20 protein-coding genes are annotated in these 25,461 nt (G+C 52.6%); 3 read left to right on the forward strand and 17 right to left on the reverse strand.

Annotated elements, in window-relative coordinates:
* Nucleotides 1-7: 7 nt before the first annotated feature.
* From Q4E64_RS06015 to miaB, 10 genes are all read right to left on the reverse strand, one after another.
* On the reverse strand, nt 8-3,004 hold the full coding sequence (locus Q4E64_RS06015; protein WP_303166847.1) for an Eco57I restriction-modification methylase domain-containing protein: 2,997 nt from the start codon (nt 3,002-3,004) through the stop codon (nt 8-10).
* Between the two features lie 234 nt (nt 3,005-3,238).
* Nucleotides 3,239-4,480, reverse strand: a complete 1,242-nt coding sequence (locus Q4E64_RS06020; protein ID WP_303166848.1) for an aspartate aminotransferase family protein — start codon at nt 4,478-4,480, stop codon at nt 3,239-3,241.
* Nucleotides 4,481-4,533: 53 nt separating this feature from the next.
* Nucleotides 4,534-5,808: a divergent polysaccharide deacetylase family protein gene (locus Q4E64_RS06025; RefSeq protein ID WP_303166849.1), complete on the reverse strand. Its 1,275-nt coding sequence runs from the start codon at nt 5,806-5,808 to the stop codon at nt 4,534-4,536.
* Nucleotides 5,809-5,830: 22 nt separating this feature from the next.
* Nucleotides 5,831-6,724, reverse strand: a complete 894-nt coding sequence (gene xerD, locus Q4E64_RS06030) for a site-specific tyrosine recombinase XerD (protein WP_303166850.1) — start codon at nt 6,722-6,724, stop codon at nt 5,831-5,833.
* Nucleotides 6,725-6,825: 101 nt separating this feature from the next.
* A complete protein-coding gene (hfq, locus tag Q4E64_RS06035) occupies nt 6,826-7,074 on the reverse strand; it encodes an RNA chaperone Hfq (protein WP_293729750.1) in 249 nt (82 codons plus the stop codon).
* Nucleotides 7,075-7,097: 23 nt separating this feature from the next.
* The gene (miaA, locus tag Q4E64_RS06040) at nt 7,098-8,042 is read right to left on the reverse strand and encodes a tRNA (adenosine(37)-N6)-dimethylallyltransferase MiaA (RefSeq protein ID WP_303166851.1); all 945 of its coding nucleotides are present in this window, start codon (nt 8,040-8,042) and stop codon (nt 7,098-7,100) included.
* Between the two features lie 4 nt (nt 8,043-8,046).
* Complete coding sequence (locus Q4E64_RS06045) at nt 8,047-8,832, reverse strand: class I SAM-dependent methyltransferase (protein WP_303166852.1); 786 nt, start codon at nt 8,830-8,832, stop codon at nt 8,047-8,049.
* Complete coding sequence (gene mutL, locus Q4E64_RS06050; protein ID WP_303166853.1) at nt 8,832-10,856, reverse strand: DNA mismatch repair endonuclease MutL; 2,025 nt, start codon at nt 10,854-10,856, stop codon at nt 8,832-8,834. Before mutL ends, Q4E64_RS06045 begins: the two co-directional genes overlap by 1 nt.
* Nucleotides 10,856-13,429, reverse strand: coding sequence for a DNA mismatch repair protein MutS (mutS, locus tag Q4E64_RS06055; RefSeq protein WP_303166854.1), 2,574 nt, complete (start codon nt 13,427-13,429; stop codon nt 10,856-10,858). Before mutS ends, mutL begins: the two co-directional genes overlap by 1 nt.
* Nucleotides 13,429-14,757, reverse strand: coding sequence for a tRNA (N6-isopentenyl adenosine(37)-C2)-methylthiotransferase MiaB (gene miaB, locus Q4E64_RS06060; RefSeq protein ID WP_303166855.1), 1,329 nt, complete (start codon nt 14,755-14,757; stop codon nt 13,429-13,431). Before miaB ends, mutS begins: the two co-directional genes overlap by 1 nt.
* 187 nt (nt 14,758-14,944) lie before the next feature.
* On the opposite strand from miaB, the gene Q4E64_RS06065 reads away from it, so the two are divergent.
* Entirely contained in the window at nt 14,945-15,976 is a 1,032-nt protein-coding gene (locus Q4E64_RS06065) for a DUF2939 domain-containing protein (protein WP_303166856.1), read from the forward strand.
* Nucleotides 15,977-16,163: 187 nt separating this feature from the next.
* Nucleotides 16,164-17,162, forward strand: a complete 999-nt coding sequence (locus Q4E64_RS06070; RefSeq protein WP_303166857.1) for a bile acid:sodium symporter family protein — start codon at nt 16,164-16,166, stop codon at nt 17,160-17,162.
* A gap of 86 nt (nt 17,163-17,248) precedes the next feature.
* On the opposite strand, the gene Q4E64_RS06075 is transcribed toward Q4E64_RS06070, so the two are convergent.
* Both Q4E64_RS06075 and recG read right to left on the reverse strand, forming a co-directional pair.
* Nucleotides 17,249-17,944 (reverse strand): TVP38/TMEM64 family protein, encoded by a 696-nt coding sequence (locus Q4E64_RS06075; protein WP_303166858.1) that lies wholly within the window; start codon nt 17,942-17,944, stop codon nt 17,249-17,251.
* A 33-nt stretch (nt 17,945-17,977) separates the two neighbouring features.
* Nucleotides 17,978-20,038 carry an ATP-dependent DNA helicase RecG gene (recG, locus tag Q4E64_RS06080; RefSeq protein ID WP_303166859.1) on the reverse strand — a complete coding sequence of 687 codons (2,061 nt, stop codon included), beginning with the start codon at nt 20,036-20,038 and terminating at the stop codon, nt 17,978-17,980.
* A 117-nt stretch (nt 20,039-20,155) separates the two neighbouring features.
* Here recG and rpmB point away from each other — a divergent pair, with 117 nt between their 5' ends.
* The gene (gene rpmB, locus Q4E64_RS06085; RefSeq protein WP_293728811.1) at nt 20,156-20,347 is read left to right on the forward strand and encodes a 50S ribosomal protein L28; all 192 of its coding nucleotides are present in this window, start codon (nt 20,156-20,158) and stop codon (nt 20,345-20,347) included.
* A gap of 60 nt (nt 20,348-20,407) precedes the next feature.
* On the opposite strand, the gene Q4E64_RS06090 is transcribed toward rpmB, so the two are convergent.
* The 5 genes from Q4E64_RS06090 to hslO form a co-directional block, all read right to left on the reverse strand.
* Nucleotides 20,408-20,809 carry a hypothetical protein gene (locus Q4E64_RS06090; protein ID WP_303166860.1) on the reverse strand — a complete coding sequence of 134 codons (402 nt, stop codon included), beginning with the start codon at nt 20,807-20,809 and terminating at the stop codon, nt 20,408-20,410.
* A gap of 124 nt (nt 20,810-20,933) precedes the next feature.
* Nucleotides 20,934-22,478, reverse strand: a complete 1,545-nt coding sequence (gene rny / locus Q4E64_RS06095) for a ribonuclease Y (protein ID WP_368501530.1) — start codon at nt 22,476-22,478, stop codon at nt 20,934-20,936.
* A gap of 249 nt (nt 22,479-22,727) precedes the next feature.
* Complete coding sequence (locus tag Q4E64_RS06100; protein ID WP_303166862.1) at nt 22,728-23,234, reverse strand: regulatory protein RecX; 507 nt, start codon at nt 23,232-23,234, stop codon at nt 22,728-22,730.
* Complete coding sequence (gene recA, locus Q4E64_RS06105; RefSeq protein ID WP_303166863.1) at nt 23,224-24,291, reverse strand: recombinase RecA; 1,068 nt, start codon at nt 24,289-24,291, stop codon at nt 23,224-23,226. Before recA ends, Q4E64_RS06100 begins: the two co-directional genes overlap by 11 nt.
* Nucleotides 24,292-24,365: 74 nt before the next feature.
* Nucleotides 24,366-25,226, reverse strand: a complete 861-nt coding sequence (gene hslO / locus Q4E64_RS06110; RefSeq protein WP_303166864.1) for an Hsp33 family molecular chaperone HslO — start codon at nt 25,224-25,226, stop codon at nt 24,366-24,368.
* Nucleotides 25,227-25,461: the final 235 nt, after the last annotated feature.

Here is a 25,461-nt window from a genome sequence, read left to right on the forward strand (position 1 = left end):
ACCTCACTTAATAGTCGAGTCTATATACTCGATCAATCAATCCTTGGATCTCAGAAACAAGAGCTTCTTTCTGTCTCTGCAACAGATTTGCAATACGTTTTGCTGGACGTCCAGACAGTACACCATTGATTTCGTATATCTCTCTACTTGCTGCCACCACTCTGTCATGGATGGCTTTTTGTTCTTCTATGGCAAAATCCAACTCTACAAAGGGTAGTGTCGAAAGAACAAATGTACCACGAGCTGTAAATCCACCCTCGAAATCGCTACCTACGATCTCCAAGATTTTCTCTGTAATGGGGTTTGATAACCATGCCTGAATGTATTCGAGCGCATATGGGCTACCATCTTTTTTGCTAACCGCACAATATCCGGCAGTACCGCCTGACGCAATCAGAATATCATTCGTATCTATCACATACATGGGTTCTTTGCTTAACACACCAACTATCAATTTGGGCGTGTTAATAAATGCAGTCAAGGCTTGCGTCCTTCCGTACTGATACCATGTTTCTGCGGTGGCATTTGGAACGTCACGAGTTCCATCAGTGGAAACACACTTGGGAACTAAGCGATCATAATAAGCTAAGAGATAAGCATATGTCCCTGGATAACTATTTTGCATTTCATCTATGCGTATAAGATGTCCGTTGCTATCGTAAGGGAAAATAATCTGCTTATCAGTTGCAAGAATACTATACGAATTCAAGCCCTTTTCTGCTTTTTTGGTTGGTTTGAAATAAGGGCGAAGCAAGGCTTTCTCAAGGGTGTAATTACTACCATCCCTGTTGATTTCGACAGTATCGGCATATTCAGCCACAATTTCATCTGACGAGAACCAATATATGGGCGTTGGCCTTTCTGCGCTTGTTTGAATACCATTAAAAATCTCTGCGTGTTTTGTGATTGGGACAGACACTTCATCCAACCTTTGGAGCATTGTCAAAAATTCAAAATCAGTTGTCAGTCTCCATGGTAGTCTGTTCAACACGGAAGAATTAAGTTCGACGGAATTTACTTTCTCGCCTGCCCACAGTTTATTAGCAGAATCAACGCTACTGTAAATAAATGTTGTCTGCTTTTCTTTGGAAAGCAGAATAATCGAACTGTAAATGGTTTTATCCTCGAACAGCTGTGCATCGCCAAAGTCATCCAGGCTGACGAGCAGCCGTTCTTTAGCAATCAGGCTACGCAATTTCTCGCCAGCGCCAATCTTAAAGAATTTGTTGGGAACAATGTAGCATACCAAACCATGTCGCTTGATCTTGTTAATTGCCTGCTCTATAAAAATAAAATATTTATCAAACTGCTTGTGCGACGTCATGTATTTCTTTTTGTAGATTTCTACTTCTGCACTCGGCAGCAGCGTGTGCATTCCCTCGGTATTCACATACGGAGGATTGCCAATAATCACGTCAAAGCCACATCCATTGTTAATTGAGTTCCAATCAAACGGAACTATTTCCATCACCTGATGATTTACCCCACTTATACCATTTAGTTCAGCTTGACTGACGAGGGAGTTGCCGAATTGGATATTGCTACTCAGATCAGGAAGAATCGGAACAACATCTGCTACCGAAAGTACAGTTTCATCTTCAATCAGTTTGATTAACAAAGAAAACTTAGCTACTTCAACTGCATGGATGTCAATATCTATGCCATAAATACATGAGCAAAGTATATCTTTCTTCTCTTGAAGGGGCAGTTTATATAAATCAATACCCGTTTCAATCAAGTGATCCCTCTGTCCATTGGAAATATACCACTGCACGCAATAATTCTGCAAATAGGCAAATGCTTCTTCCAGAAAAATACCAGAACCACAAGCAATATCAGCCACACTGATATCCAAAATCTCAGAAGGATCTTTTTCTTCACACACTTTGGAAAGCGTTTTATCTACCATATACTTAACGATTTCTGTTGGTGTAGTAACAACAGATCTATTCTGGCAATCTTTTTTCTTGCCAAGAGCAATAGTTTTGTTTTCAAGCAACACTAACTGCTCAGTTAAAAACATCTCGTAAATCTTTCCAAGCAAATTAGGCTCGATAATATTAAACAAATAAGGACTCTGAGGGTAATACAAATTCTCAATAATCCTTTTAATAACTTCACAGGAAAGATCGAAAACAATGTCTTCACCGGAAAACATTCCAGAATTGTAGCGCCGATCAGCAGAACGGAATAACTCCTCCAACTTGGACTGCAGTTGATCAGCATCAGTAATAGTATCTTTCAACTTGTGATACAACGGCAAATTCTTATCTTCGCAAATTCTCAGGAAAACAATTTGGTTAATAAACTCCTGCACAACATCGTTCAGCACTTCCAACGAAGCATATCGACCCCCTTTAGCATACAGCTCATTACTAAGAGCCACACGCCATTCGTTAATTTGAGAAAGAAACAGTTCATCAACCTGGTGGGTTTGTCCTCCAGTTACAGGAAAGTTTTCATCTAGATAAGCATCGAAAGCACCAGAATAAACAGTGTCTCTTGCAATCAATCCTACAATTTCTTCAATCTTTTCTACATACTCGGTATAATGGTACAATCTGTATCTTGCCACAGCACATCTATCATCTTCGTGGGCAATATGGCAGGTGTCATAGATTGCAAGATATTCAAAATTCGAGAGAACAGCCAAACGATGCTTTGCATTCCAACCGTACTTTCTAGTCTGGATTGCCGGAGCCGGATCTCTGGTAATATCTACCGCAGGTTTCTTCGCCTCTACAAAGAATTTAGGTACACCTCTAAGCGTAATGGTATAGTCAGGGCGATCAGTTCGACTAGAATAATTCTCCGCAATAACTTCCCTATATTGAGGAGGCAATCCCTTTTCGTTTGCAACATCCCACCCCAAAAGCTTTAACAGAGGATCAATATATTCAATTCTACAAGAATACTCATTATATGGACTTCTTGCGTCCTTATAGAACCCAATATTAGCATGAAAACGATCTACAAGATTCTGCAATTTGGTCAGGTTAGTCATTACTGTACGCTACCTTTCTTTTATCGTTTGTCACATTTTCTGCATTTCTGAAATGATGCAAATTCGACTCATACAAGTAGTACCGTCAATACGATTTGTCTTACATAGAATTTGACATTGTCAAGATGTGATTTTCCATTTAGCAGTAGCTTCTCGAAACATAATAAAATCATTTATATCAACCACTTTGTAATTTGCAAATACAAAAGTTCACTGTATTATAGTTAGTACTTTTTACAAATCCTCGATAACGTCCGCCGTCTGCCTTACCGCGTCGCGGAACTCTTCCAAAACGTGGTCGATGACTGCCAACGGCATAATCAAGGGCGGCTCCATGCGGATAACTTTGGGATTGTTCAGCGTATAGGCGACGATGATTTTTTTATCGATCATCAGGCTCATCAGCATACCGCCCGCGCCCTCTTTCGTCAGTTCGACGCCCAGCATCATGCCGCGGCCGCGCACTTCGGCGATAACCGACGGAAATTCGGCCGCGATTTTTTCCAGCCCGGCTTTAAGGTAAGCGCCCGCCTCGCGGCCGCGCCGCAGCAAATCTTCCTCTTTAATAGCCTGAATAGCGGCCACGCCGGCGGCGCAGGCCAGCTGGTTGCCGCCGAAGGTGGAGGTGTGCAGGAACGGAGCTTCGATAAGCCCCTGCCAGGCGCGGGGCGTGCCGATAATCGCGCCGATGGGCATCACGCCGCCGCCCAAAGCTTTGGCGCAGGCCATCAGGTCGGGCTCCACGCCCTCCGCGTCCACACCGAACCACGCGCCCGTGCGGCCGATACCGGTCTGCACTTCGTCGGCGATGAGCAAAGCTCCTTTGGCTTCGCAGATTTCTTTCGCGCGGCGCAGATAACCTGCGGGAGGAACGATGATGCCGCCCTCGCCCTGAATCGGCTCTAAAATTACCGCCGCCGTGTCTTCGTCCACCGCGGCGGCCAAAGCGTCGGCGTCGCCGTAGTCCACGTGGGTAAAGCCGTTCAGCAGCGGCTTAAAGGGGTCGCGGTACAAATCGCGGCCCGTCGCCGTCAAGCTGCCGAAGGTTTTGCCGTGGAACGCGCCTTTAGCCGCGACGAATTTGGGGCGTTTGGTAGCCAGCCGCGCCACCTTTAAGCAGCCCTCGACGGCTTCCGTACCGCTGTTGACAAAAAAGCTGTACTGCAAAGCGCCCGGCGTGATTTCCGCCAAAGCTTCGGCCAGGTCGGCCATGGGGCGGTTAAACAAAACTTTGCCGCACATGGGCATGGCGTGCAGCTCGCGCTCCACGGCCTCTACTACTTTGGGATGGCGGTGGCCCAGGGCGAACATACCGTAGCCGCCCAGGCAATCGATGAACCGCTTGCCCTCGCTGTCGGTAATCGTCCAGCCTTCGGCGCTGCCCTCCACGCTGTTCAAACCCATAAAGCGAAATAATTTTGCTTGCGCCGGGTTGATATATTTTTCATATTTTGCAATCGTTTCTTCTACATACATAACGCTTACCTCTTTTATTTTTCCAAAAGCAAATCTGATTTAGCCGCGCCGCCTTAATACAGCAGCTCCGTTACCGGAACGAAGGTAATGCCCGTCTTTTTAAATTCGTCGGCGTATTGCTGCCAGCATTTTACCGTATTGGTACGCGCGTGGCAAATAGCGATAGCGCTGCCGTTTTTCTCGGCGATAGCCATCGCCTTATAAATTTGCCGGCGAATTTCTTCCACGTTGGTGCTGTTATCCAAAAAGATATCGTTGCGCGCCGTGGGCACGCCCATGCTCTGCGCCATGTCCCGCGCTACGGACGCGGACGACGTCCTGCTGTCCAGGAAGAACAGATTTTGTTTTTGCAAAACCTGCAGAACAGCTTTCATCGTCGCCTTGTCGCCGGTAGCGCGCGATCCCTGATGGTTGTTGACGCCCACCACGCCGTTCAAACCGCTCAAAGCTTTTTTCACCTGCGCCTGCTTCTGCGCCGCGCTCTGGTCGACCAAAACCGTTCTGCTGCCCTCGGACATAGCGCTGCGGTTCAGCGGCTCCATGGGCAGGTGCAGCATGGGGACGCGCCCCTTGCTCCTGACCATTTCCAGCACGTCGCTGCTGTAAGCCTTGTCCGGCAAAATCGCGTAGCTGAAGGGCAGGCCCGTATTCAGCAGCGAGCGCACGGACGCCATATCCGCGCCGCAATCGTCGACAACGATGGCTAATTTTCCCTGATAACGCCTGGCGCTTTCCTTGGGCTGTTCTTTCGCAGGTTTCTCCGGCAGGTTTTTCACGTCCTTATCCTCTTTTTTCAAATTGGAATTATGGAAAAAGACGATGGTATCGGTGACGAAGCTTTTGCTGCCGTCGCCAGCTTTCACCTTAATACCAACTTCCGCCTTAAAGGCGTCCCATTTTTTATATTTGCTCGTCTCGCCGGAGATGTAGACGAGCCCGGCCTGTTCAATTTTTTCCTGCAGCCAGTCCCCCGCGCCCGTCAGGCTGGTGCTGTTGGGAATACCCACCGCCAGATTGCGCTGGTTTATCTGCACCTTCGCGCCCGATTCTTCCACCGTCACATTTTTCTTGCCGTGGTCGTTTTCAATCAGCTGCCAGTTATCCTTTTGCAGCAAAATATTATCCACCAAACGCTGCGCCTCGATGGATTCGTCGAGCAGGCTCACTTCCTTCGGCGCGCCGTCGGTTTTAGCGTCGCCGACGTCCTTCTTGCTGCGGTCGTTGGCGTAAAAGAAGCCGCAGGCTACGGCCAATAACGCGATTACCGCTATGAGCGCCAAAATCACATATTTGCCGCTCGATGATTTTTTCTTTCTTCTTGTTGCCATTATTCCGCTCCTTTTGCGGGCGTCAAGCCCGCGGATGAGTTTTATCGTACACCTCGCGCAGCCGCGCTACGTCGAGATGCGTATAAATCTGCGTCGTCGAAATATTCGCGTGACCCAAAAGCTCCTGCACTACGCGCAAATCCGTGCCGTTGTTCAGCAAATGGGTGGCGAAGGAATGCCGCAGCATATGGGGCGTTATTTTTTTGCCGATGCCCGCGCTGACGCCGTATTCTTCGATAATTTCGTTTACCCGCTGACGGGTCATGCCTCCGCCCCAACCGGTAACGAAAAGCTCCGCCGCCGCGTCCGGCTTGCCGTGCAGCAGCTGCGGGCGCACCACGTTCAGGTAACGCTCCAGATAACGCAGCGCCGTGCGGCCTAAGGGGAGCATGCGCTCCTTGCTGCCCTTGCCCATGACGATAAGGTATTGCATTTTTAAATCCACGTTTTGCACCGGCACGCTGATAAGCTCGGACACGCGCATACCCGTGGCGTACAGCAGCTCCAGCATGGTTTTGTCGCGGTAGCCGTCCAGCGTCCCTAAATTGGGCTGGTCCAGCAGCCTGTCCACCTCGTCCACGCTCAGCACCTTGGGCAGCTGCAAGCCCTTGTTCGCGGCCTCCAGCACTGCCGCCGGGTCGCGGCGGATATAGCGCTCCGCCGTTAAAAAGCGGTAAAAGGCTTTAATCGACGCCAGCTTGCGGGCGATGGTGGAAGCGCTGCGCCCCGCCTGCTTGAGCTGCACCAGATAGGCCAAAAGCTGGCGACGACCGACCTCTAGCAACTCCTCCGCTTCCCGCAGTCCCAAAGCTTTTTGCAGCAAGCGCAAATCGCGCAGGTAAGCGGCGCGGGTATTTGGCGCAAGGCCCAGCTCCACTAGTAAATATTCTTCAAAGAGAGCCAAATAATCAAACATTTTACCCCGCTCCAAAAAGAAAAACAACGCCGCAGCGCCGTTTTTATATTGTACTAATGAGAAAGCGCCAGATATGCGAATGCAGCTGGCGCCTTATGGTTTTAATCTCTTTTTTCCGGCTGCATAATGGTAATATTCGTCGCCGGCGCGATAGTAGAAATAGCGTGCTTGTAAACAAGCTGCTGTTTACCTTCGTTTTCAATAATTACCGTAAAATTATCGAAGCCGCGCACTAAGCCGCGGATTTGAAAGCCGTTCATCAGATAAATAATTACGCCCAGGTTTTCCTTGCGCACATGATTTAAAAAGCTATCTTGTAAATTCATTGCTGGTTTTGCAGAGTTAATCATATATAACCCCTCCAATCGTCTATCTATATATTATCATTGTACAACGAAAATTTCTTTTCCACAAGTATTTCACAAATTCTCCCCACAACCTCGTCGTAATTCGGCTCTGCGTCCAGGTGCAGCCACTCGATGTAGGGCATTTTCTTATACCAGGTAATCTGCCGCTTGGCGAAATTGCGCGTGGCCTGCTTTAATTTTTCCACGGCCTCCGCATAACTCATACTGCCGTTAATGTACCAAACCATCTGACGGTAGCCGATGCTCTGCATGCTTTGGCAAGCGGGACTCACGCCCCGCGCGAGCAAACCGCGTACCTCCTGCTCCAGCCCCGCCGCCAGCATCGCGTCCACGCGCCTATTGATGCGCTCGTATAACGCGCCGCGCTCCATAGCGAGGCCGATAACCACTGCGTCGTAGGGCATTTCCGCCGCGCCGCTCGCGCTGACGCCGTCGCCGCCCATAGCGGCCTCCAAGGCCCGCACTACGCGACGCACATTATTAGGATGAATGCGCTCCGCCGCAACTGGGTCCAATTGCCGCAGCCGTTCGTACAAAGCGTCGCCGCCTAAAACGCGCGCTTCTTCTTCTAACTGCCGCCGCACTTCGCCGTTGCCCTCCACGCTGCTGAAAGCATAGCCCTCCAGCAGCGCCTTAATATACAGTCCCGTACCTCCGGCAATAATGGGCAGACGCCCCCGCTCGTTGATTATTTTTATCAATCGCGCGGCCTGCCGCTGAAAATCCGCCACGTTAAAGCCGGCCTCCGGCGGCAGAATATCCACCAAATGGTGCGGCGCGGCCGCCAGCTCCGCCGCCGTCGGCTTGGCCGTGCCGATATCCATACCGCGGTACACCAGCATGGAATCGCCGGAAATAATTTCTCCGTGAAATTTTTTAGCAAGCTCGATAGCGCAATGGCTTTTACCGGTCGCCGTCGCGCCTAAAATCACCACTACCTTTTGCTTCACCGCTTTACCTCCTGACGACGCCGTAAACGACGCGGCTGTATTTACCGCCGACAAATTCACGGCAGCCATAGCTTTGCAGAATAGTCGCGTTCCGCTCTTTAATAACCACTACGGGAGCGGCTCGCAGCGCCAGCTCCACGACGGCTTTTTCCAAAGGCCGCTCCCAAGCCAGCGGGCGCAAAGCCTCCATATTTTTAGAGCCTGTTACCGGATGGCGGAACATGGGGTCAAAATAAACCGCGTCAAAGCTGTCCGCCGCGCAGGCTCTTAAATAAGCTTCCGCCGTAATATTAACGGTTTGAATCCGGCGCAGCGCCGCGTTCAGCTCCGCGTCCTTCGTTTCGTAATGCGCCAGGCCCCAGCTCACGGCAAAATGCAGCAAGGGCGACGCCTCCAGTCCCACAACGCAGCCCGCCGCCCCCACGGCATAGGAAGCGACGGCGGCGTCGCTGCCCAGGCCGAGGGTGCAGTCCAAAACGCGCATACCGGGATGCAGGCCCAAAGCGCTTACTAAATGGTCCTGTCCGCCCCGCTGCAAATTCTGCACGCGCAGGCCCGCCATGCTGGGATGATAGGCAAAGCTGCCCTCCCGGCAATGCACTCGCGGCCCGCCGCTTTCCACTACCACCAGAGCAGCCAAATTGCGCTGCGCCAGTAATTCCGGTACGGATAAATTATGGGGCCGCTCGATATACTCTCCCCGCAGCGCCACCGCCCATTCTTTGGCCTGCGCCACCGCGCCGCCCGCATTATTGCGGGACACGGTTACGCCCACGCTTCCCGTCAGCATTAAAAGCCCGTCCTTTTGAACATCTTATACAGCTGGTCGCTGTCGATAGCGATCATGCAGGGGCGTCCGTGCGGACAGGTAAAGGGATGCTCCGTATTGCACAAATCGATAATCAGCTGGCGCATCTGGCGCATATTCAACAGCTGCCCGGCCTTAATCGCCGCCTTGCAGGCCGTCATATGCAGCACGCTTTGGCGCAAATCGCTGCCGCTGACGCTGCGCAGCTCGCCCAGCATTTTGCTGATTTCGTTAATAAAGTCCTGCGCGTCCTCCGCCTTAATATCGGCGGGCAGGCTGTTGACGCGCAGCAGCTTGTCGCCGCCGGCCTCCGCGTCCACGCCCAGCCGCAAAAATTCTTCGCGCCGCTCTTCGATAAGAGCGATATCGTCGTTACTCATATCCACATACAGGGGCATCAGCAGCTGCTGCGCCGGGATATCGGCGTGCGACGCCACCAGCTTGTCGTACAAAATACGCTCGTGCGCCGCATGCTGGTCGATTAAATACAGCGTGTCCTCCGATTGGGCGATAATAAAGGTTTTATCCACCTGCCCGATGGGCCAGATGGTCGCCACGCCGCTGTCCGTATCCGTAAAAGAAATGGTTTCGCGCCCTTGCGGCGTATCGTAAGCCGACGAAGCCAAAGGCTCGTCCTTGGCGAACCGCTCCCTCGCTTCATAAACGCTGAAAACGGTTTCCCGCTTGCCCGCGTCGTATTGCGCTTCCTTACTCTTAGCAAAATCCTCGTAGGGCTGCCACATCGTCCGCTGCTCGGCCTGCGGCCTGCTGACGCTGACGGGAGCAGGCCGGGCTTGCAAAAGCGGCTCGCCCTGCGCACTATCCTTATCGTTTTTTTCCGGCGTTTTAAAAACTTGTTCCGCGCCCGTCCTGGCAAAAACGTCAAAGGCGGGACGCGCAGCTTTCGGCGTTGCCACCGCGGCGGGCTGCTCTGATACGGCCTTCTTTTCCACAAAAGCGTTCAGCTCCGAATCCGGCAACAGCGTGATTTCCGTTTTCTGCGCGCTCATAGGCCGCGTCAAAGCGTCCGTCAGCGCCTTGTACATAGCCTTGTAAACGCGGCTGTCATCGCTGAATTTAATTTCGCTTTTCTGCGGATGCACGTTAACGTCCACCGACGCCGTGTCCACCGTAATATTCAGCACGGCGAAGGGAAAGCCGCTCTTGGGAATCTGCGACTGATAAGCGTGGTCGATGGCCTTGGCCAGCATTTTATTGCCGATGCTGCGGCCGTTGACGAACAGCGTCTGCCATTGGCGCGTGCCCTTGAGCAGCGTCGGCTTGCCGATAAAGCCGCTGATTTTTATTTTCTCGTCGGCAAAATCCACCGTCAGCAGCTCCTGGGATACGCTTTTGCCGTACAGCGCGCGGATAGCGCCCGCCAGATCGCCGTCCCCCGGCGTATGCAGCACCTCTTTATCGTTATTTATCAATTTAAAGCGCACATCGGGGCGGGACAGCGCCAGCTTTGTCAAAAGCTCACTGATATAACGCCCCTCCGTGCTGACGGTTTTCAAAAATTTGCGCCGCGCCGGCACGTTGAAGAAAAGATTTTCCACAATTACCGTCGTGCCCGCGCTGCCGCCCGTACTGCTGACCTCCATATTTTCGCCGCCGTCGATGCGCACAGACGTAGCAAATTCGGCGTCGGCAGGCCGCGTCAGCAGCGTAAAATTAGCGACGGAGGCGATGCTGGGCAGCGCTTCACCGCGAAAGCCAAGCGTATGCAGGCTCAACAAATCCTCCGCCTTGACGATTTTGCTGGTAGCGTGGCGCAGCACCGCCAGACGGGCGTTCTCCTCGCTCATGCCGCAGCCGTTGTCCGTCACGCGGATATATTCGGTACCGCCGGCAAAAACCGTTACCTCGATTTGCGTCGCTCCGGCGTCCAGCGCGTTTTCCACCAGCTCCTTGACTACGGAGGCCGGCTTTTCCACTACCTCGCCCGCCGCAATCTGGTTGGCCGTATTGGTATCCAAAAGCTGTACTTTATGTGTATCTGCCATCAGCGCCCGCACTCCTTCCTGGCCTCGTCCTGCAATTTATATAAGGTATTCATCGCCTCGATGGGCGTCATGCTCATCACGTCAAGCTTTAACAGCTGCTCTGCCAGGCCGCTGCTGAACAACGAGCGCATCATATCCGGCTGCTGCTCTGCAGGCGCTGCCGCCGGACGGCTATTGTCGCTGTCGTATTCCTGCAGGCATTCCTCCGCCCGGTCCAGCACCTTCTTCGGCAAACCTGCCAGACGCGCCACATGCACGCCATAGCTGCGGTCGGTGCCGCCGGGCACGATGCGGCGCAGAAAAACAATATCCTTCCCCCGCTCCTTAACGGCTACGGAATAATTTTTTACGCCGCTCAGCTCCTGCTCCATAGCAATCAGCTGATGGTAATGGGTGGCAAAAAGCGTTTTGGCCTTAATCTTATCGTGAATATATTCCATAACGGCGCGGGCGATGCTCATGCCGTCGAAGGTCGACGTGCCGCGTCCCACCTCGTCCAGGATTATCAGGCTGTTTTTCGTCGCATAGCGCAAAATCTGCGCCACCTCGTTCATTTCCACCATAAAGGTGCTCTGCCCCGTCGCCAGGTCGTCGCTGGCGCCCACGCGGGTAAAAATTTTATCCACCGGGCACACGCTGGCCTGACGCGCCGGAATAAAGCTTCCCATCTGCGTCATCAGCACCAAAAGCGCAATCTGCCGCATATAAGTCGACTTGCCCGCCATATTGGGGCCGGTCAGAATAATCATGCGCTCGTCGTCGTTATTCAGGTTGACGTTATTCGGCACAAAAATTTCCTTTTCCAGCAGCCGCTCCACCACGGGATGGCGGCCGTCGGTAATTTTAATTTCGCCCGCGTTGTTCAGCTCCGGGCGCACGTAATTATATTTATACGCCGCCAGAGCCAAACCGTTCAGCACGTCCAGCGTGCCGATAGTGCGCGCCGTTTCCTGAATTTCGGTTATTTTGCTTCTTATCAAAGCGCGCAGCTCGTCGAACAGATAATATTCCAGGCTTTGGATTTTTTCTTTCGCGCCTAAAATTTTATTTTCAAATTCTTTCAGCTCCGGCACTATGTAACGCTCGGCGTTGACCAGCGTCTGCTTGCGCACGAAGTAATCCGGCACGCTGTTCGTCTGCCCCTTGGATACTTCGATATAATAGCCGAAAACTTTATTATAGCCCACCTTCATGGTCTTAATGCCGGTTTCTTCTTTAATTTTCCGCTCAAAATTCTGCATCCAGGTTTTATTGTCAGCCGCGATTAAATGCAGCTCGTCCAGCTCCGCGTTATAGCCGCGGCGGATCATGCCGCCCTCGCGCACGGAAAACGGCGGCTCGTCCACAATAGCCTGCTGTAATTTAGCATACAGCTCCTCGTGCAGATGCAGTCCGCCGTACAGCCTTTGCAGCAGCCGCGCCTTGCAGCCGGCCAGTACATTCTGCAAGCCGGGCAGCGCGGAGAAGGAATTGCGCAAAGCGACCAAATCGCGGGCGTTGGCGCTGCCCACCTCGATGCGGCTGACGATGCGCTCCAAATCGGCCACGCCCTTCAGCTGTTCCACCACCGCATCCCGCAGTCCGGAATTTTCCAGCAGCTCGGCGACGGCCTCCTGCCGCTCGTAAATGCGGCCCAAATCCAGCAGCGGGCTTTCAATCCAGCCGCGCAGACGGCGCGCGCCCATACTGGTCTTGGTAAAATCCAGCACGTCCAGCAGCGTGCCGCGCTTGCTTCCGTCGGCCATGCTGCGCACCAGCTCCAAATTGCGGATAGCCGTAACGTCCAGACTCATAAAGCTTGCGCGCACAATTTCCGTCAAGCGATTGATATGGCTCAGGTCGGCCATCACCGTGCCGTGCAAATAGCGCAGCAACAGCTCCACAGCCCAGCGCACAAGTTCCGCAGTCTGCTTATCTGGGAAATGCCGCGCAAAATAATCCGCCTCCGGCGCTTCTTCAACATATTTGCTGACGGCGCATTCCGGCAGCTTGGCGTGCAGCCAGTCGCGCAGTTCCGCCGCTTTGGCGAAATCTTCCGTCAGCACCAGCTCCGCCGGCTGCAAACGGTACAGCTGCTCCGTAATTTCCAGCATACGTTCGCCGCCGCTGGCCGTAAACCACTGGCACTCGCCCGTGGAAACGTCTGCCGCAGCTAAGCAGATTACGTCGTCCCGCTCCAGCAGCAGCGCCAGATAACGGTTGTGCTTATCCTCCAAAAGCTGCTCGTTCAAAGCCGTGCCCGGCGTAATAATTTTAATTACCTTACGCTGCACAATGCCTTTCGCTAATTTCGGATCTTCAATCTGCTCGCAGATAGCGATGCGGTAGCCCTTGCGCACCAGCTTGGCAATATAGCCGTCCACCGAATGATAGGGCACGCCGCACATGGGCATATTGTCCATGCCGCCCGCGCGCTTCGTTAAAGTAATATTTAATTCGCGGGACGCCGTAATCGCGTCCTCAAAAAACATTTCGTAAAAATCGCCCAGGCGGAAGAACAGCAGCTCGTTTTTATGCTGTTCCTTCACGGCCAGATATTGCTGAACCATGGGCGTATAATTTGCAGCAGTCATCAGTCTACCGCCTTACCTTTCACTAACCAGGTCTGGGCTGCGTCAAGCAAAACCCTGACCTTCTGTCCCGCTTCATACTTTTTATCTTCCACAGGCCACAAAACCAGTACGCCGGTGCGCGTGCGTCCCGCCCACACGTCGGCCTGCCTGCTGGGGCCTTCCGCCAGCACCTCGACGGTTTTCCCTACCAGCTGCTGGTGGTAGCGCAGGCTGTTTTCATTTTGCAGCGCCATCAAACGGTTCAAGCGTTCTTTTTTAACCGGCAGCGGCACCTGGTTTTCCATTTTCGCGGCGGGCGTACCGCTGCGCTTGGAATAAATAAAAGTAAAGGCGGACGCGAAGCCGACGCGGCGCACCACGTCCAGCGTTTCCTCAAAATCCTCCTCCGTTTCGCCGGGGAAGCCCACGATAATATCCGTAGTAATAGCGGCGTCCGGCACATAGCGGCGAATCAAATCGATCAGCGCCAAATATTTTTCCTTGCTGTAGCCGCGGTTCATACGGCGCAGGATTTCGCTGCTGCCGGCCTGAAAGGGTACGTGGAAATTTTCGCAGATATGCTCGCATTCGGCCACGGCTTTGACTACTTCCTCGCTCATATCGCGGGGGTGGCTGGTCATATAATGGATGCGCTCCACGCCGGGAATTTTATCCACGCGGCGCAGCAGCCTGGCAAAGGCGTCCGTCTCGCCCCAATCCTTTCCATAAGAATTTACGTTCTGTCCCAGCAGCGTAAACTCCTTGTAGCCGTCGCGCACGGCAGCCTCGATTTCCGCCACAATATTTTCCACGCTGCGGCTGCGCTCGCGGCCGCGCACATAGGGCACGATGCAATACGTGCAAAAATTATTGCAGCCGTACATAATCGGTATCCAGGCGGCGAAGGGGCTCTGGCGCACCATACGCCCCTCAAATTCACTCTGGTGAATAGTTAAATCGGTATAGGCTCCGCCTTTGCGGTCCGCCAGATAATCCTGCAGCACCTGCTTAAAATCGTTCACGTACGCCGTACCCAGCAGCAAATCCACCTGCGGATGCTTCTTAATCAGCTTTTCGCCGTCCTTCTGCGCCATACAGCCCGCCACACAGATTACCACGTCGGAATTTTTAGTCTTAACCGCCTTCAGCTCGCCTATCTTGCCGGCAATCTTTTTTTCGGCGCTTTCGCGCACGCAGCAGGTGTTGACCAGGATAACGTCCGCTATATGAAAATCGTCGACGGGCGCGTAGCCCATTTCCTCCAGCTGCCCGGCGTAATGCTCCGTGTCGGATTCGTTCATCTGACAGCCGTAATTGATTAGGCAGTATGTTTTCGTTTTTTCCGTCATGCAAGAAACCTCCATCATCTATACTTAAATGTTCATGGCAATTTAATCATCATTATATTATACTAAATTTATCTGTTTTCCCGCAAGTTATAAAAAAAATTTAGTAGCAGGTATTGAAATCTGCATCTAATATGATTACAATATATGGCAAGCAAGCAATTTGCTGCACATGAGGAAGGTATGCAAAATGAAAAACAAAAAAACTATTTTTCTCTTATTCATAATTATTGCCGCCCTTGCCGGAGCGGCCTTTTATTTCCTATATTTTATCCGTACCCCGCTTTACGCTTTAAACGCCGCACGCCAGGCTTTGCAGCAGCACGATACCGCCAAATTTGAGCGCTATGTGGACGTGCATTCCGTCATGGACAACGCCTTTGAGGATATTATCAAATCCGAAAGCCAAATCAATAACGATAATCTGTTTTCCAATCCCTTTGCCATCAGCATTCTGCATATGCTCAAGCCCGCCGTCGTGGACCTGATGCAGCAGGAGGCTCTGGACAGGATTGCCGCTAAGCCCGCGGACAGCGCGCAAAAAAGCGCCGACCCGGTGCCTGACGCTATGAAACGCAATATGGAGCGCCACATTCCTTTGGACAAGCTGACCATCAAGGATTTGCAGCTTACCAAAACCGACGCTAACGGAGCCACCGCTTCTTTGGCGCTGCATAACGCTTATCTCGACAAGGATTTTATCGCCCAGCTGCAAATGAACGTCAACGACAAGGGCGATTGGCAGATTAAAAAGGTCAGCAATCTGACCCAGCTCATCGTACAATTCGACGCCGCCAAAAAAGCCAAGCAGGCGGCCGCTAACAAGCCCATCATGGAGCGGTTGAGCAAAGCCGTGCAAACCTACGAAACGCGCCTCAGTATTTTTACCGACGCCAGCGCTTCGCCGGAGCCGCAAACCGCGCTCAGCGCCATAGTAACGGCGAAAAATATGACCGACGTGCCCATCAACCGTATGTATTACGACGTGCTGATTTTTGACGAGCAGGGCAAGCAAATCTATTCTTACCCGGAGCATTTCCGCGGCAGCATAGCGCCGGGACAGTCCGTAGAGCTTAATACTAAAAAATTTTTAAACAAAATGCTCCCCGACGACAAAAAGTTAATTGGAAGCGACGTCAACAAAGAAAAATGTAAGATTCAAATTACCTACATCGCTTTCGACGACGGCAACGTCCTGTCGCCCAACACCTTTATCGAATAAAATCATAACGCACAGCAAAACAGCCCGACCAAAGCGCAAGCCGCAGTCAGGCTGTTTTTTCGTTTTGCATTTTACATACGTCTGTGTTACAATAGAGCGGGATTTGAAAAATCCCCGTATTGCCGCTCTGGCAATAGCAACGTGACTATCGTTAAGGATAGCATGTATGTAAGGAGGAAAATTGAACATGAACAAAGAAACCGGACTACTCTATCTCTTAGGCAAGGCGAGCGCCTTTCTGTCGAAGTATTTCGCTTTGGTCATTGTCCTGACCAGCGCTTTCGCCTTTATGCGTCCGGAGGGATTCACGTGGATTCCCAAGTACACGGCCTTCTTCTTAGGTACGGCGATGTTTGGCATGGGCCTGACCATCAAAAAACAGGACTTCCAAATAGTTTTTTCCCGACCTAAAGAAATTTTTGCCGGCTGTGTGCTACAGTACACCATCATGCCCTTTGCCGCCTATCTTTTAGCTGTAGTTTTAAACCTGGACGCCGACCTGGCGCTGGGCGTTATTCTGGTAGGCTGCTGTCCCGGCGGCACCGCCAGCAATGTTATCGCCTATATTGCCAAAGGCGACGTGCCCCTGTCCGTCGGCATGACCATCGCATCCACGCTGATAGCTCCGCTGGTAACGCCTTTTCTGGTATACGTTTTAGCGGGCGCCTGGGTTGAGGTAAGCTTTTGGGCTATGGTAATGTCCGTAGTCAATATCGTGCTGCTGCCCGTTATCACCGGTATTATTCTGAACAGCCTGTTCCATGATACTATCGAAAAGCTGGGCGCAATTTTGCCGCTGGTTTCCATTGTCGCCATCGTGACCATCATCGACGGCATCGTCGCCGTCAGCGCAGGCAAGCTGATGAGCTGCGGCCTGATCGTTATTGCGCTGGTTGTGCTGCATAACGGCATCGGCCTCGGCATGGGCCTCTTCATGGCTAAAGTAATGAAAGTGAACTACGCTAAGGAAACCTCCATCGCCATCGAGGTAGCTATGCAGAACAGCGGTCTGGCAGTAGCGCTGGCAACCGTCAACTTTGCCGCTAATCCTTTGGCCAGCCTTCCGGGAGCAGTGTTCAGCGTATGGCACAACGTATCGGGCTCCATGTTCGCCAGCTATCGCATCAAAGAGCTGGAAAACCGGGACGCTGCCGCATTGAGCAACAACGCGCTGACGGCAAAATAAAATTTTAAAAACAGTTTCAATAAGCTCGCAACAAACATCGATAAGAAAAAATTTATGGCAGCCAGAACTTTTCTGACTGCCATTTTTTATTTTCTCCGGTAACGGCTGTACGCGAAAAAAATCAAAGCCACGATAACTACTAAAATAGCCAGACGGTCGCTGTTCTGCTGGTAGTTGACCACATCATGGCCGATAACAACCTCCAGCGCCGTCGACGGAAATTTACCGATAAGATTGGCGATGATATAATCTCTGGCGCTGATGCTGCTCACCGCCCCCACCGCCGTCAAAATGCCTGACGGGAAATAGGGCAGCGCCCTGGCGAAGGCCATCCACTCCAAGCCGTGCTTGCCGCTGGCCTCGTCGATATGCTTCAGCGCATTGCTCTTTTCAATCAGCTTTTCCGCAGCACTGCGGAAGAAAAAGCGCATCAGATAAAAGCTAATGACCACGCCCGTAGTTTCCGCCAGCCAGGAAATCAGTATGCCCATGGGCAAGCCGAACAGCAGGCCGTTGGCCGTGGATAAAAAAATAGAAGGAAAAACGCTGCCCGCGTTAATCAAAACGTCCAAAATAAAGCTGATAACCATGGCCCAGGGGCCGAAGGAACGCAAATAAGCCGCCAGCCCGTTGACATCGCCGCTGATCGCCAGCTTAAAGGTGTTGGTAAAAAAGCCGTCGGCAAAACAATGAATGCAAAGCAGAAGCAGCGCCAGAAGCAGCGCCGCCGCTATCTTAGTTACAATATCCGGTTTTTCCAGCCAGCTCTTTATCTTATTCAAAATAGACTACCTCTGTATCGTAATAGCTCAGCGTTAAGTATTAAAAATCATGCCGAAGCGTTCGCCGAACTGCATATCCACCATGCGGCGCAGCTCCTGCCGCCCATTGGGCTTAGCCAGTTCCTGCCCGGCCAGGCGCCGCACCTGCGCAATAGTATCGGTATCTCGCATTATATCAGCAATCCGTAAATCTGGCAAGCCGTGCTGGCGCAAGCCGAACAACTGGCCTACGCCGCGCTGCTCCAAATCCTTTTCCGCCAGATAAAAGCCGTCCTCGCTGTCGTGCAGCACCTGCAAGCGCGCCAAAGCCTCGGGCGAATCCGTTCCGGCCAGCAGCACGCAATAGGACTGCTGGTCGCCGCGGCCTACGCGCCCGCGCAGCTGATGCAGCTGCGCCAGGCCAAAGCGTTCGGCGTTTTCCACAATCATCAGCGTAGCGTTGGGCACGTTGACGCCAACCTCGATGACCGTCGTACTGACCAGCGCTTTAATTTTTCCCGCTGCAAAATCAGCCATAATCGCTTCTTTTTCCGCGCCCTTTAAACGCCCGTGCAGCAAAGCGCAGGGAATATTTTTCAGCACGCCGCCGCGCAGCTCCTCGTACACATTCTCGGCGCTGCGTACCCGCAGCGTTTCCGACTGCTCGATCAGCGGGCAAACCACGTAAGCCTGCCGCCCCGCCTGCAGCTGACGCACAAGTCCCTCGTAAACCTCCCGCCGCCTGCTTTCGTTATAGCACAGCGTTTGTACCGGCTTGCGTCCCGGCGGCCGTCCTTTCATCAGCGAAATATCCAAATCGCCGTAAACGGTCAGCGCTAAAGTGCGGGGGATGGGCGTCGCCGTCATGACCAAAACGTCGGGAGCTATTTGCGATTTGTTTGCCAGCCGCGCCCGCTGCTCCACGCCAAAGCGGTGCTGCTCGTCCGTCACCGCCAGCGATAAATGCGCGAAGCGCACATCCTCCTCCAGCAACGCGTGCGTGCCTACCAAAACGTCTATCAGCCCCAGCTCCAGATTCAGCAGCAGCTCCCGCCGCGCCCTGGCGCGCATACCGCCGGTCAAAAGCGCCACGCGCAGCCCGGCAGGCTGCAAAAATTCCCGCAGCGTATCGTAATGCTGGGCCGCCAGAATTTCCGTTGGAGCCATAATGCAGCCCTGATAACCGTTTTCCGCAGCCTTCGCCAAGGCCAGAGCGCTGATAACAGTCTTGCCGCTGCCCACATCGCCCTGCAAAATACGGTGCATGGGCCGCTTATCCTGCATATCCAGCGAAATTTCCCGCCACGCCCGCTGCTGCTGCTCGGTAAGCTCAAATGGCAAATGCTCCCGCACCTGCCGCAGCAAAGCCCCGTCGGCGCCGTGCTTCACGCCCTCCCTTTGGTCGCGGTTTTGCTGGCGGTAATACAAAAGCCCGCATTGCAGCAAAAATAATTCTTCAAAAACAAAGCGCCGCTTAGCCGACCGCAGCGCCTCCCAGCTGGCAGGGAAATGAATATTCCGCAGCGCCGTCAAACGGTCCGGCAGCGCCTCTTTTTTTATAACAGCCTCCGGCAGGCTTTCCGGCAGATCTTTGGCCGCCAGCTTCAGCGCCTCCGCCATCCACTTGCGCAAATTATTCTGCGACAGATTGCCGCTCAAGGCGTACACCGGCAGAATCCCCGGAGCCTTGGCCTCCTTCGCGTCAATGTCTTGCACGTCTACCTCGGACACGCTCTTAGCCGTGCGCCCCTGCCGCACTCTGCCCGTTATCAGCAGTTTTGTGCCCAGCGCCAGCTTCTGCGCCTTGTAGCGCTGGCCGGCAAAAAAATACAGGCCCGCATAGCCCGTTTCGTCGCGTACCGTCACCAGCGTATAAGCCCTGCGGCTGGAGCCGTACCCATTGCGCACCTGACAGACCTCCGCCTTAAAAATCTGCTTACTGCCGTCCGTCAGCAAATCCTTGATTCGTTTCAGATTGGCGTAATCAAGATAAGCCCCCTGCCGGGGATAATATTCCAGCAGGTCGCCCACCGTAGCAATATTAAGCTCTGCCAGCTCGGCAGCCTTTTTCACGCCGATTCCCTTTAAACTTGTCACCGGTTCTTTCCACCACATATAAAATACCTGCCTAAAAATAAATTCTGCTTGCTTTTCTGCGCTCTTTATGGTATGATACTTTTGTTAAATTTGAATGTGCCTTATGCCTTATCACGTTTAAGGAGGTGGGAAATTATGGCATCTATCTGCGAAATCTGCGGTAAAGGAAAACTCGCTGGCAACAATGTCAGCCACTCCAATAGACACACCAAACGTGCTTGGAACCCGAACATCCAACAAGTAAGAGCAGTTGTTGATGGTTCTGTTAAGCGTGTAAACGTTTGCACCCGCTGCCTGCGTTCCGGTAAAGTTAACCGCGCAATCTAATCTTCGGATTTAAAAAGAAGCCAAATACCTTGCGGTATTTGGTTTCTTTTTTATTTTGCTTTATTTTACCTTGCAGCCGCACTCCGGGCAGAATTTGACGGACGAGCTGATTTTAGCGGAGCAGCCGGGACACAGGATAAAGGCGCGGAACTCGCGCAGCTTATTGTCAAACAAATCGTAAAACAAATTTACCTCTTTATCCTCGCGCTTCCAGTTATAAATCTGCAAGCGTTCTTTAGTCGAATCCATGATGACCTGCACCGTTTCCTCATCCAACGCCTGCAAAGCCACCTGCATCACTTTCTTTTTATTATGAAAATGAATCATGCGCTGCGCTTCGTTAAGCTCGTCCACCGTCACGCCCATTTCGTTAATGCACAGCAGCGCGATATTCCACGCCACGTCGATATCGATTTCATAAATGCGGTTGTCGAAGCAGCCGCCCGCGCCGTCTATTCTCATAAGAACCTCCCCGAATGAAATATATTTTAATTATATCACAAAACTGCCCGCCGCACAGCAAAACGGCTGCAACAAATTTGTAAAAAGGCGCGCCCCTTGCGGAACGCGCCCTAGCTGTAATATTTTATTTTGCGTAATCCACCGCGCGGGTCTCGCGAATAATAACCACCTTGATCTGTCCGGGATATTCCATCTCCGCTTCGATCTTTTTGGAAATATCGCGCGCCAGCAGTACGGCGGAAGCATCGTCGATCATCTCGGGCTTCACCATAATGCGTATCTCGCGGCCGGCCTGTACGGCATAGCATTTATCAACGCCGTCAAAGGATTCGGAAATCTCCTCCAGACGGGTCAAGCGCTTCAGATAGCTTTCCAAAGTCTCGCGGCGAGCGCCAGGACGGGCGGCGGATACGGCGTCAGCGGCGGATACCAGTACGGCCTCCACGCTCTTAGGCTCGCAATCGCCATGATGCGCCAAAATAGCGTTAATAATTAAATCGGACTCGCGGAATTTCTTGGCGATTTCGCCGCCGATTTCCACATGGGAGCCCTCCATCTCGTGGTCGATAGCCTTGCCGATATCGTGCAGCAAGCCTGCGCGTTTGGCCAAAACCACGTCCACGCCCAGCTCGGACGCCATAACGCCGGCCAGGTTAGCTACCTCCACAGAATGGTTCAGCACATTCTGGCCATAGCTGGTGCGGTATTTCAAGCGGCCCAGCAGCTTAATCAGCTCCGGATGCAGGCCGTGTACGCCGACGGCGAAGGTTGCCTGCTCGCCGGCTTCCTTGATTTTCTGCTCAACCTCTTTCTGAGCCTTTTCAACCATTTCTTCGATACGGGACGGATGAATACGACCGTCGTTGATCAGCTTTTCCAAAGCGATACGCGCTACCTCGCGGCGTACCGGATCGAAGCCGGAAATAATAACAGCCTCCGGCGTATCGTCAATAATCAGGTCGATACCGGTCAGAGTTTCCAGCGTGCGGATATTACGCCCCTCGCGGCCGATGATGCGTCCTTTCATTTCGTCGTTGGGCAGACCTACTACGGAAACGGTAGTTTCGGCCACATGGTCGGCAGCGCAGCGCTGAATTGCCAGGGAAATAATCTCGCGCGCCTTCTTATCGGCCTCATCCTTAGCCTGCTGCTCCAAATCCTTGATCAGCATAGCGGATTCGTGCTTAACCTCGTCGCCCAGGGATTGCAAAAGCTCCTGCTTCGCCTCCTCGCTGGTCAAACCGGACAAACGCTCCAGCTCCGCCATTTGCTTTTGGCACAGCTGCTCGGCCTTCTCCTGGGCGGCGTTCAGACGCTGCTCCTTAGCGGCCAGCTTTTCCTCCTTGCGTTCAAAGGACTCCATTTTGCGATCCAGGTTTTCTTCCTTTTGCACCAGACGACGCTCCTGACGCTGCAGGTCATTGCGTCTGTCTTTATTTTCGCGCTCCATTTCGGAACGCAGACGATGGATCTCCTCTTTAGCCTCCATCATCATTTCCTTGCGTTTCGCTTCGCAAGCCTGCTCGGCCTCCTGCACAATATGCACAGCCTGCTCTTCAGCAGTAGCGATCTTGCTTTCAGCGACGTTTTTGCGAACCAGATAGCCCACGGCGCCGCCTGCCAAACCAACTACGACAGCGGTTCCAATAATCTCTAAAATAGTCCTCACCTCCTGATTGTAAAATTTTTTCAAAATTTTTTTGCATAGCAACAGCAGGCGCCTCTGCGTCTGCTATTAATGTCCTTATTCCATTGAATATTAATCAATTAATTTAAAAATTAACGTATTATCAATTCTGAAACAGGGCAAAAAAGAAAGGCAACATATTAAGACGTCGCCTCGTGAAAACCAGTGATATAATCACGACGGTATAATTACATTGTAATTAAATTTAACAAAATTGTCAAGATGGGCACACTACATATCGTTATCGCAGCGCAGCTTTTCCAACAAAATCGTCATATATCTTGAAGAAAAACCACGCGCCGCCATAAAGCGTCCCGCCGCCGCGTATATTTTTTTGTCGTACTGCCGCGCCCCCGCCAGCTTGCGGCGATTACGCTGCAAAAAAAGCTCCGCCGCATTTTCCGCCAGCTCGCTCTCCCGCTCCGGCGTAAAGCGCTGCAAAATTTCGCTTACCAGCTCCTGCCCCACGCCCCGTTTTTGCAGCTCGGCCTGCAAATGCAGCCTGCCATAGCAGCGCTTATTGAGCCAGGCCTCGTAAACGCGCTCCGCATAGCGCCGCTCGTCCACCAGACCGTAATGCCGCAGCTTAGCGATGGCCGCGTCGGCCTGCTCTTCATCCGCGCCCTTCTGCTGCAAGCGTTCGCGCAGCTTCTGCTCGCTGTAATCCTTATAAGAAAGTAAATCCAGCGCACAGCTGTAAGCCTGCTGCGCGCTGGTAAATTTTTCCTTAGAGTTCATCTTTGAAGATTGTTTCCACATCTGCTTCCTGCTCTTCGTCCGCATCGGCAGCAACGCTCGGCTTAGCCACGGTAGCCGCACGGATTTTAGCTTCGATTTCTTTGGCAATCTCCGGATTGTCGCGCAGAAAATCCTTCACCTTCTCCTTGCCTTGGCCCAAACGGGTATCGCCGTATGAATACCAGGCGCCGCTCTTATTGATAATATCCAGATCTGCGCCCAAATCCACCAAACAGCCCTCGTGAGAAATGCCCTTGCCGTACATAATATCAAACTCCGCCTGCTTAAAGGGAGGCGCAACTTTATTTTTAACAACCTTCACGCGCGTACGGCTGCCAATAACCTCGTTGCCGTTTTTCAGCGTATCGGCACGGCGCACCTCCAAACGCACGGTGGAATAAAATTTCAGCGCACGGCCGCCCGTAGTGGTCTCCGGATTGCCGAACATTACGCCCACCTTTTCACGAATCTGGTTGATAAAAATAGTGGCGCATTTGGATTTAGCGATTAAACCGGTCAGCTTGCGCAAAGCCTGGCTCATCAACCGCGCCTGCAAACCTACGTGGGAATCGCCCATTTCGCCCTCAATTTCAGCGCGGGGAACCAGGGCCGCAACAGAGTCGATAACGATAATATCGATCGCGCCGCTGCGCACCAAAGCGTCGGCAATCTCCAAAGCCTGCTCGCCGTTGTCCGGCTGGGAAATCAGCAAATTGTCGATATCAACGCCCAAATGACGGGCATATTCCGGGTCCAGTGCGTGCTCCGCATCGATAAAAGCGGCATACCCGCCCGCCTTCTGCGCTTCGGCAATCATGTGCAGCGCTACCGTAGTCTTACCGGAAGATTCAGGCCCGTAAATTTCAATAACGCGGCCGCGGGGAATACCGCCCACGCCCAGAGCAATATCCAGCGACAATGCGCCGGTGGGAATAACTTCTATATTCATTTTGGCGCTGGCCTCGCCGAGCTTCATAATGCTGCCCTTGCCAAAATCTTTTTCAATCTGGTGCATAGCCATATCCAAGGCTTTCTTTTTATCTGCATCCATCAGCATGTCCTCCTGCTATTAAATTTTCTCGCTAAATAAATTATACAAACAAAAGTTTTTCTTGTCAAGGATAGTTTTGCCTATTTTGCCGCCAACAGCTTCTGCACTTCCTGCTGCGTAAAGGCATAGGTAGTATTGCAGAACTGGCAGTGAGCCTCCGTCACCTCGTCCTGAGCCAGCTCCGTCAGCGATTTTTTATCCAGCGCGCCCAAGGCCGCCAGAATGCGGTCGCGGCTGCAGCGGCATTTAAACTGCAGCGGCAAACTTTCCTTAATGTCCACGTCAAGGCCGCGCCCCAAAATTTCAATCATCTTAGCCGGCGTATAGCCAAGCTCCAGCAGCTGCGTAACGTAGGGCGTCAGGCCGACGTTTTCCTCCAGCTTGGCCAGCACCTCGTCGGCGCAGCCAGGCATAGCCTGAATAAAAAAGCCGCCCGCCGCCGTGACCAGTCCGTCCTTATCCACCAAAACGCCCAGGGCCACGCTGCTGGGAGTCTGCTCCGACACATAAAGATACTTCGTCAAATCGCTGGCAATTTCGCCGTCGGCCAGCTCGCAGTAACCGGTAAAAGGCTCGGCGTTCTGCAAATAGCGGGTAACGATAATATTTCCCTGGCCGATACCGCCGCCCACATCCAGCTTGCCGTCCTCCTTCAGCGGCAAAAAAGCGTCGGGATTTTCCACATAACCGCGCACATTACCGCCCTCGGCGTCCGCCACTACCTCGCCCAGGGGACCGTCGCCCTTCAACCGCAGGCTGATGCGTTCGCCGTCCTTCATCATGGCCGCCAGCAGCAGCGCTCCGCTCATAGCGCGTCCCAGGGCCGCGCTGGCCAAATGAGAACAGCCGTGCTTCCGCGCCGCCTCGCGCACCAGGTTAGTGGTGTTCAAAGCGTAAATGCGCACGCCGTCGGCCGTAGCCTTAGTTAAAATGTCTTTCATAATCTTACCTCGTCCTCGCAAAGCTCTGCTGCAAATGTCAACCCGGCTGCGCGTGAGCCTCGCTTGTTCTTTTTTACAAAAATAAGCCCACTAACTACTAGCGGGCTTGTACTTCTCACGTCAGGAACTCGCCTGCAGCCGCAGGCTATCCTGTCTTTTATTATACGGCAAATCAAATTAAAATGCAACGCTAAAACTAACGCCGGGGCGCTATACTTTATGTAAAGATTTTTTG

Origin of the sequence: Phascolarctobacterium sp. (assembly GCF_030531065.1) — a bacterium.
Lineage (GTDB): Bacteria > Bacillota > Negativicutes > Acidaminococcales > Acidaminococcaceae > Phascolarctobacterium_A.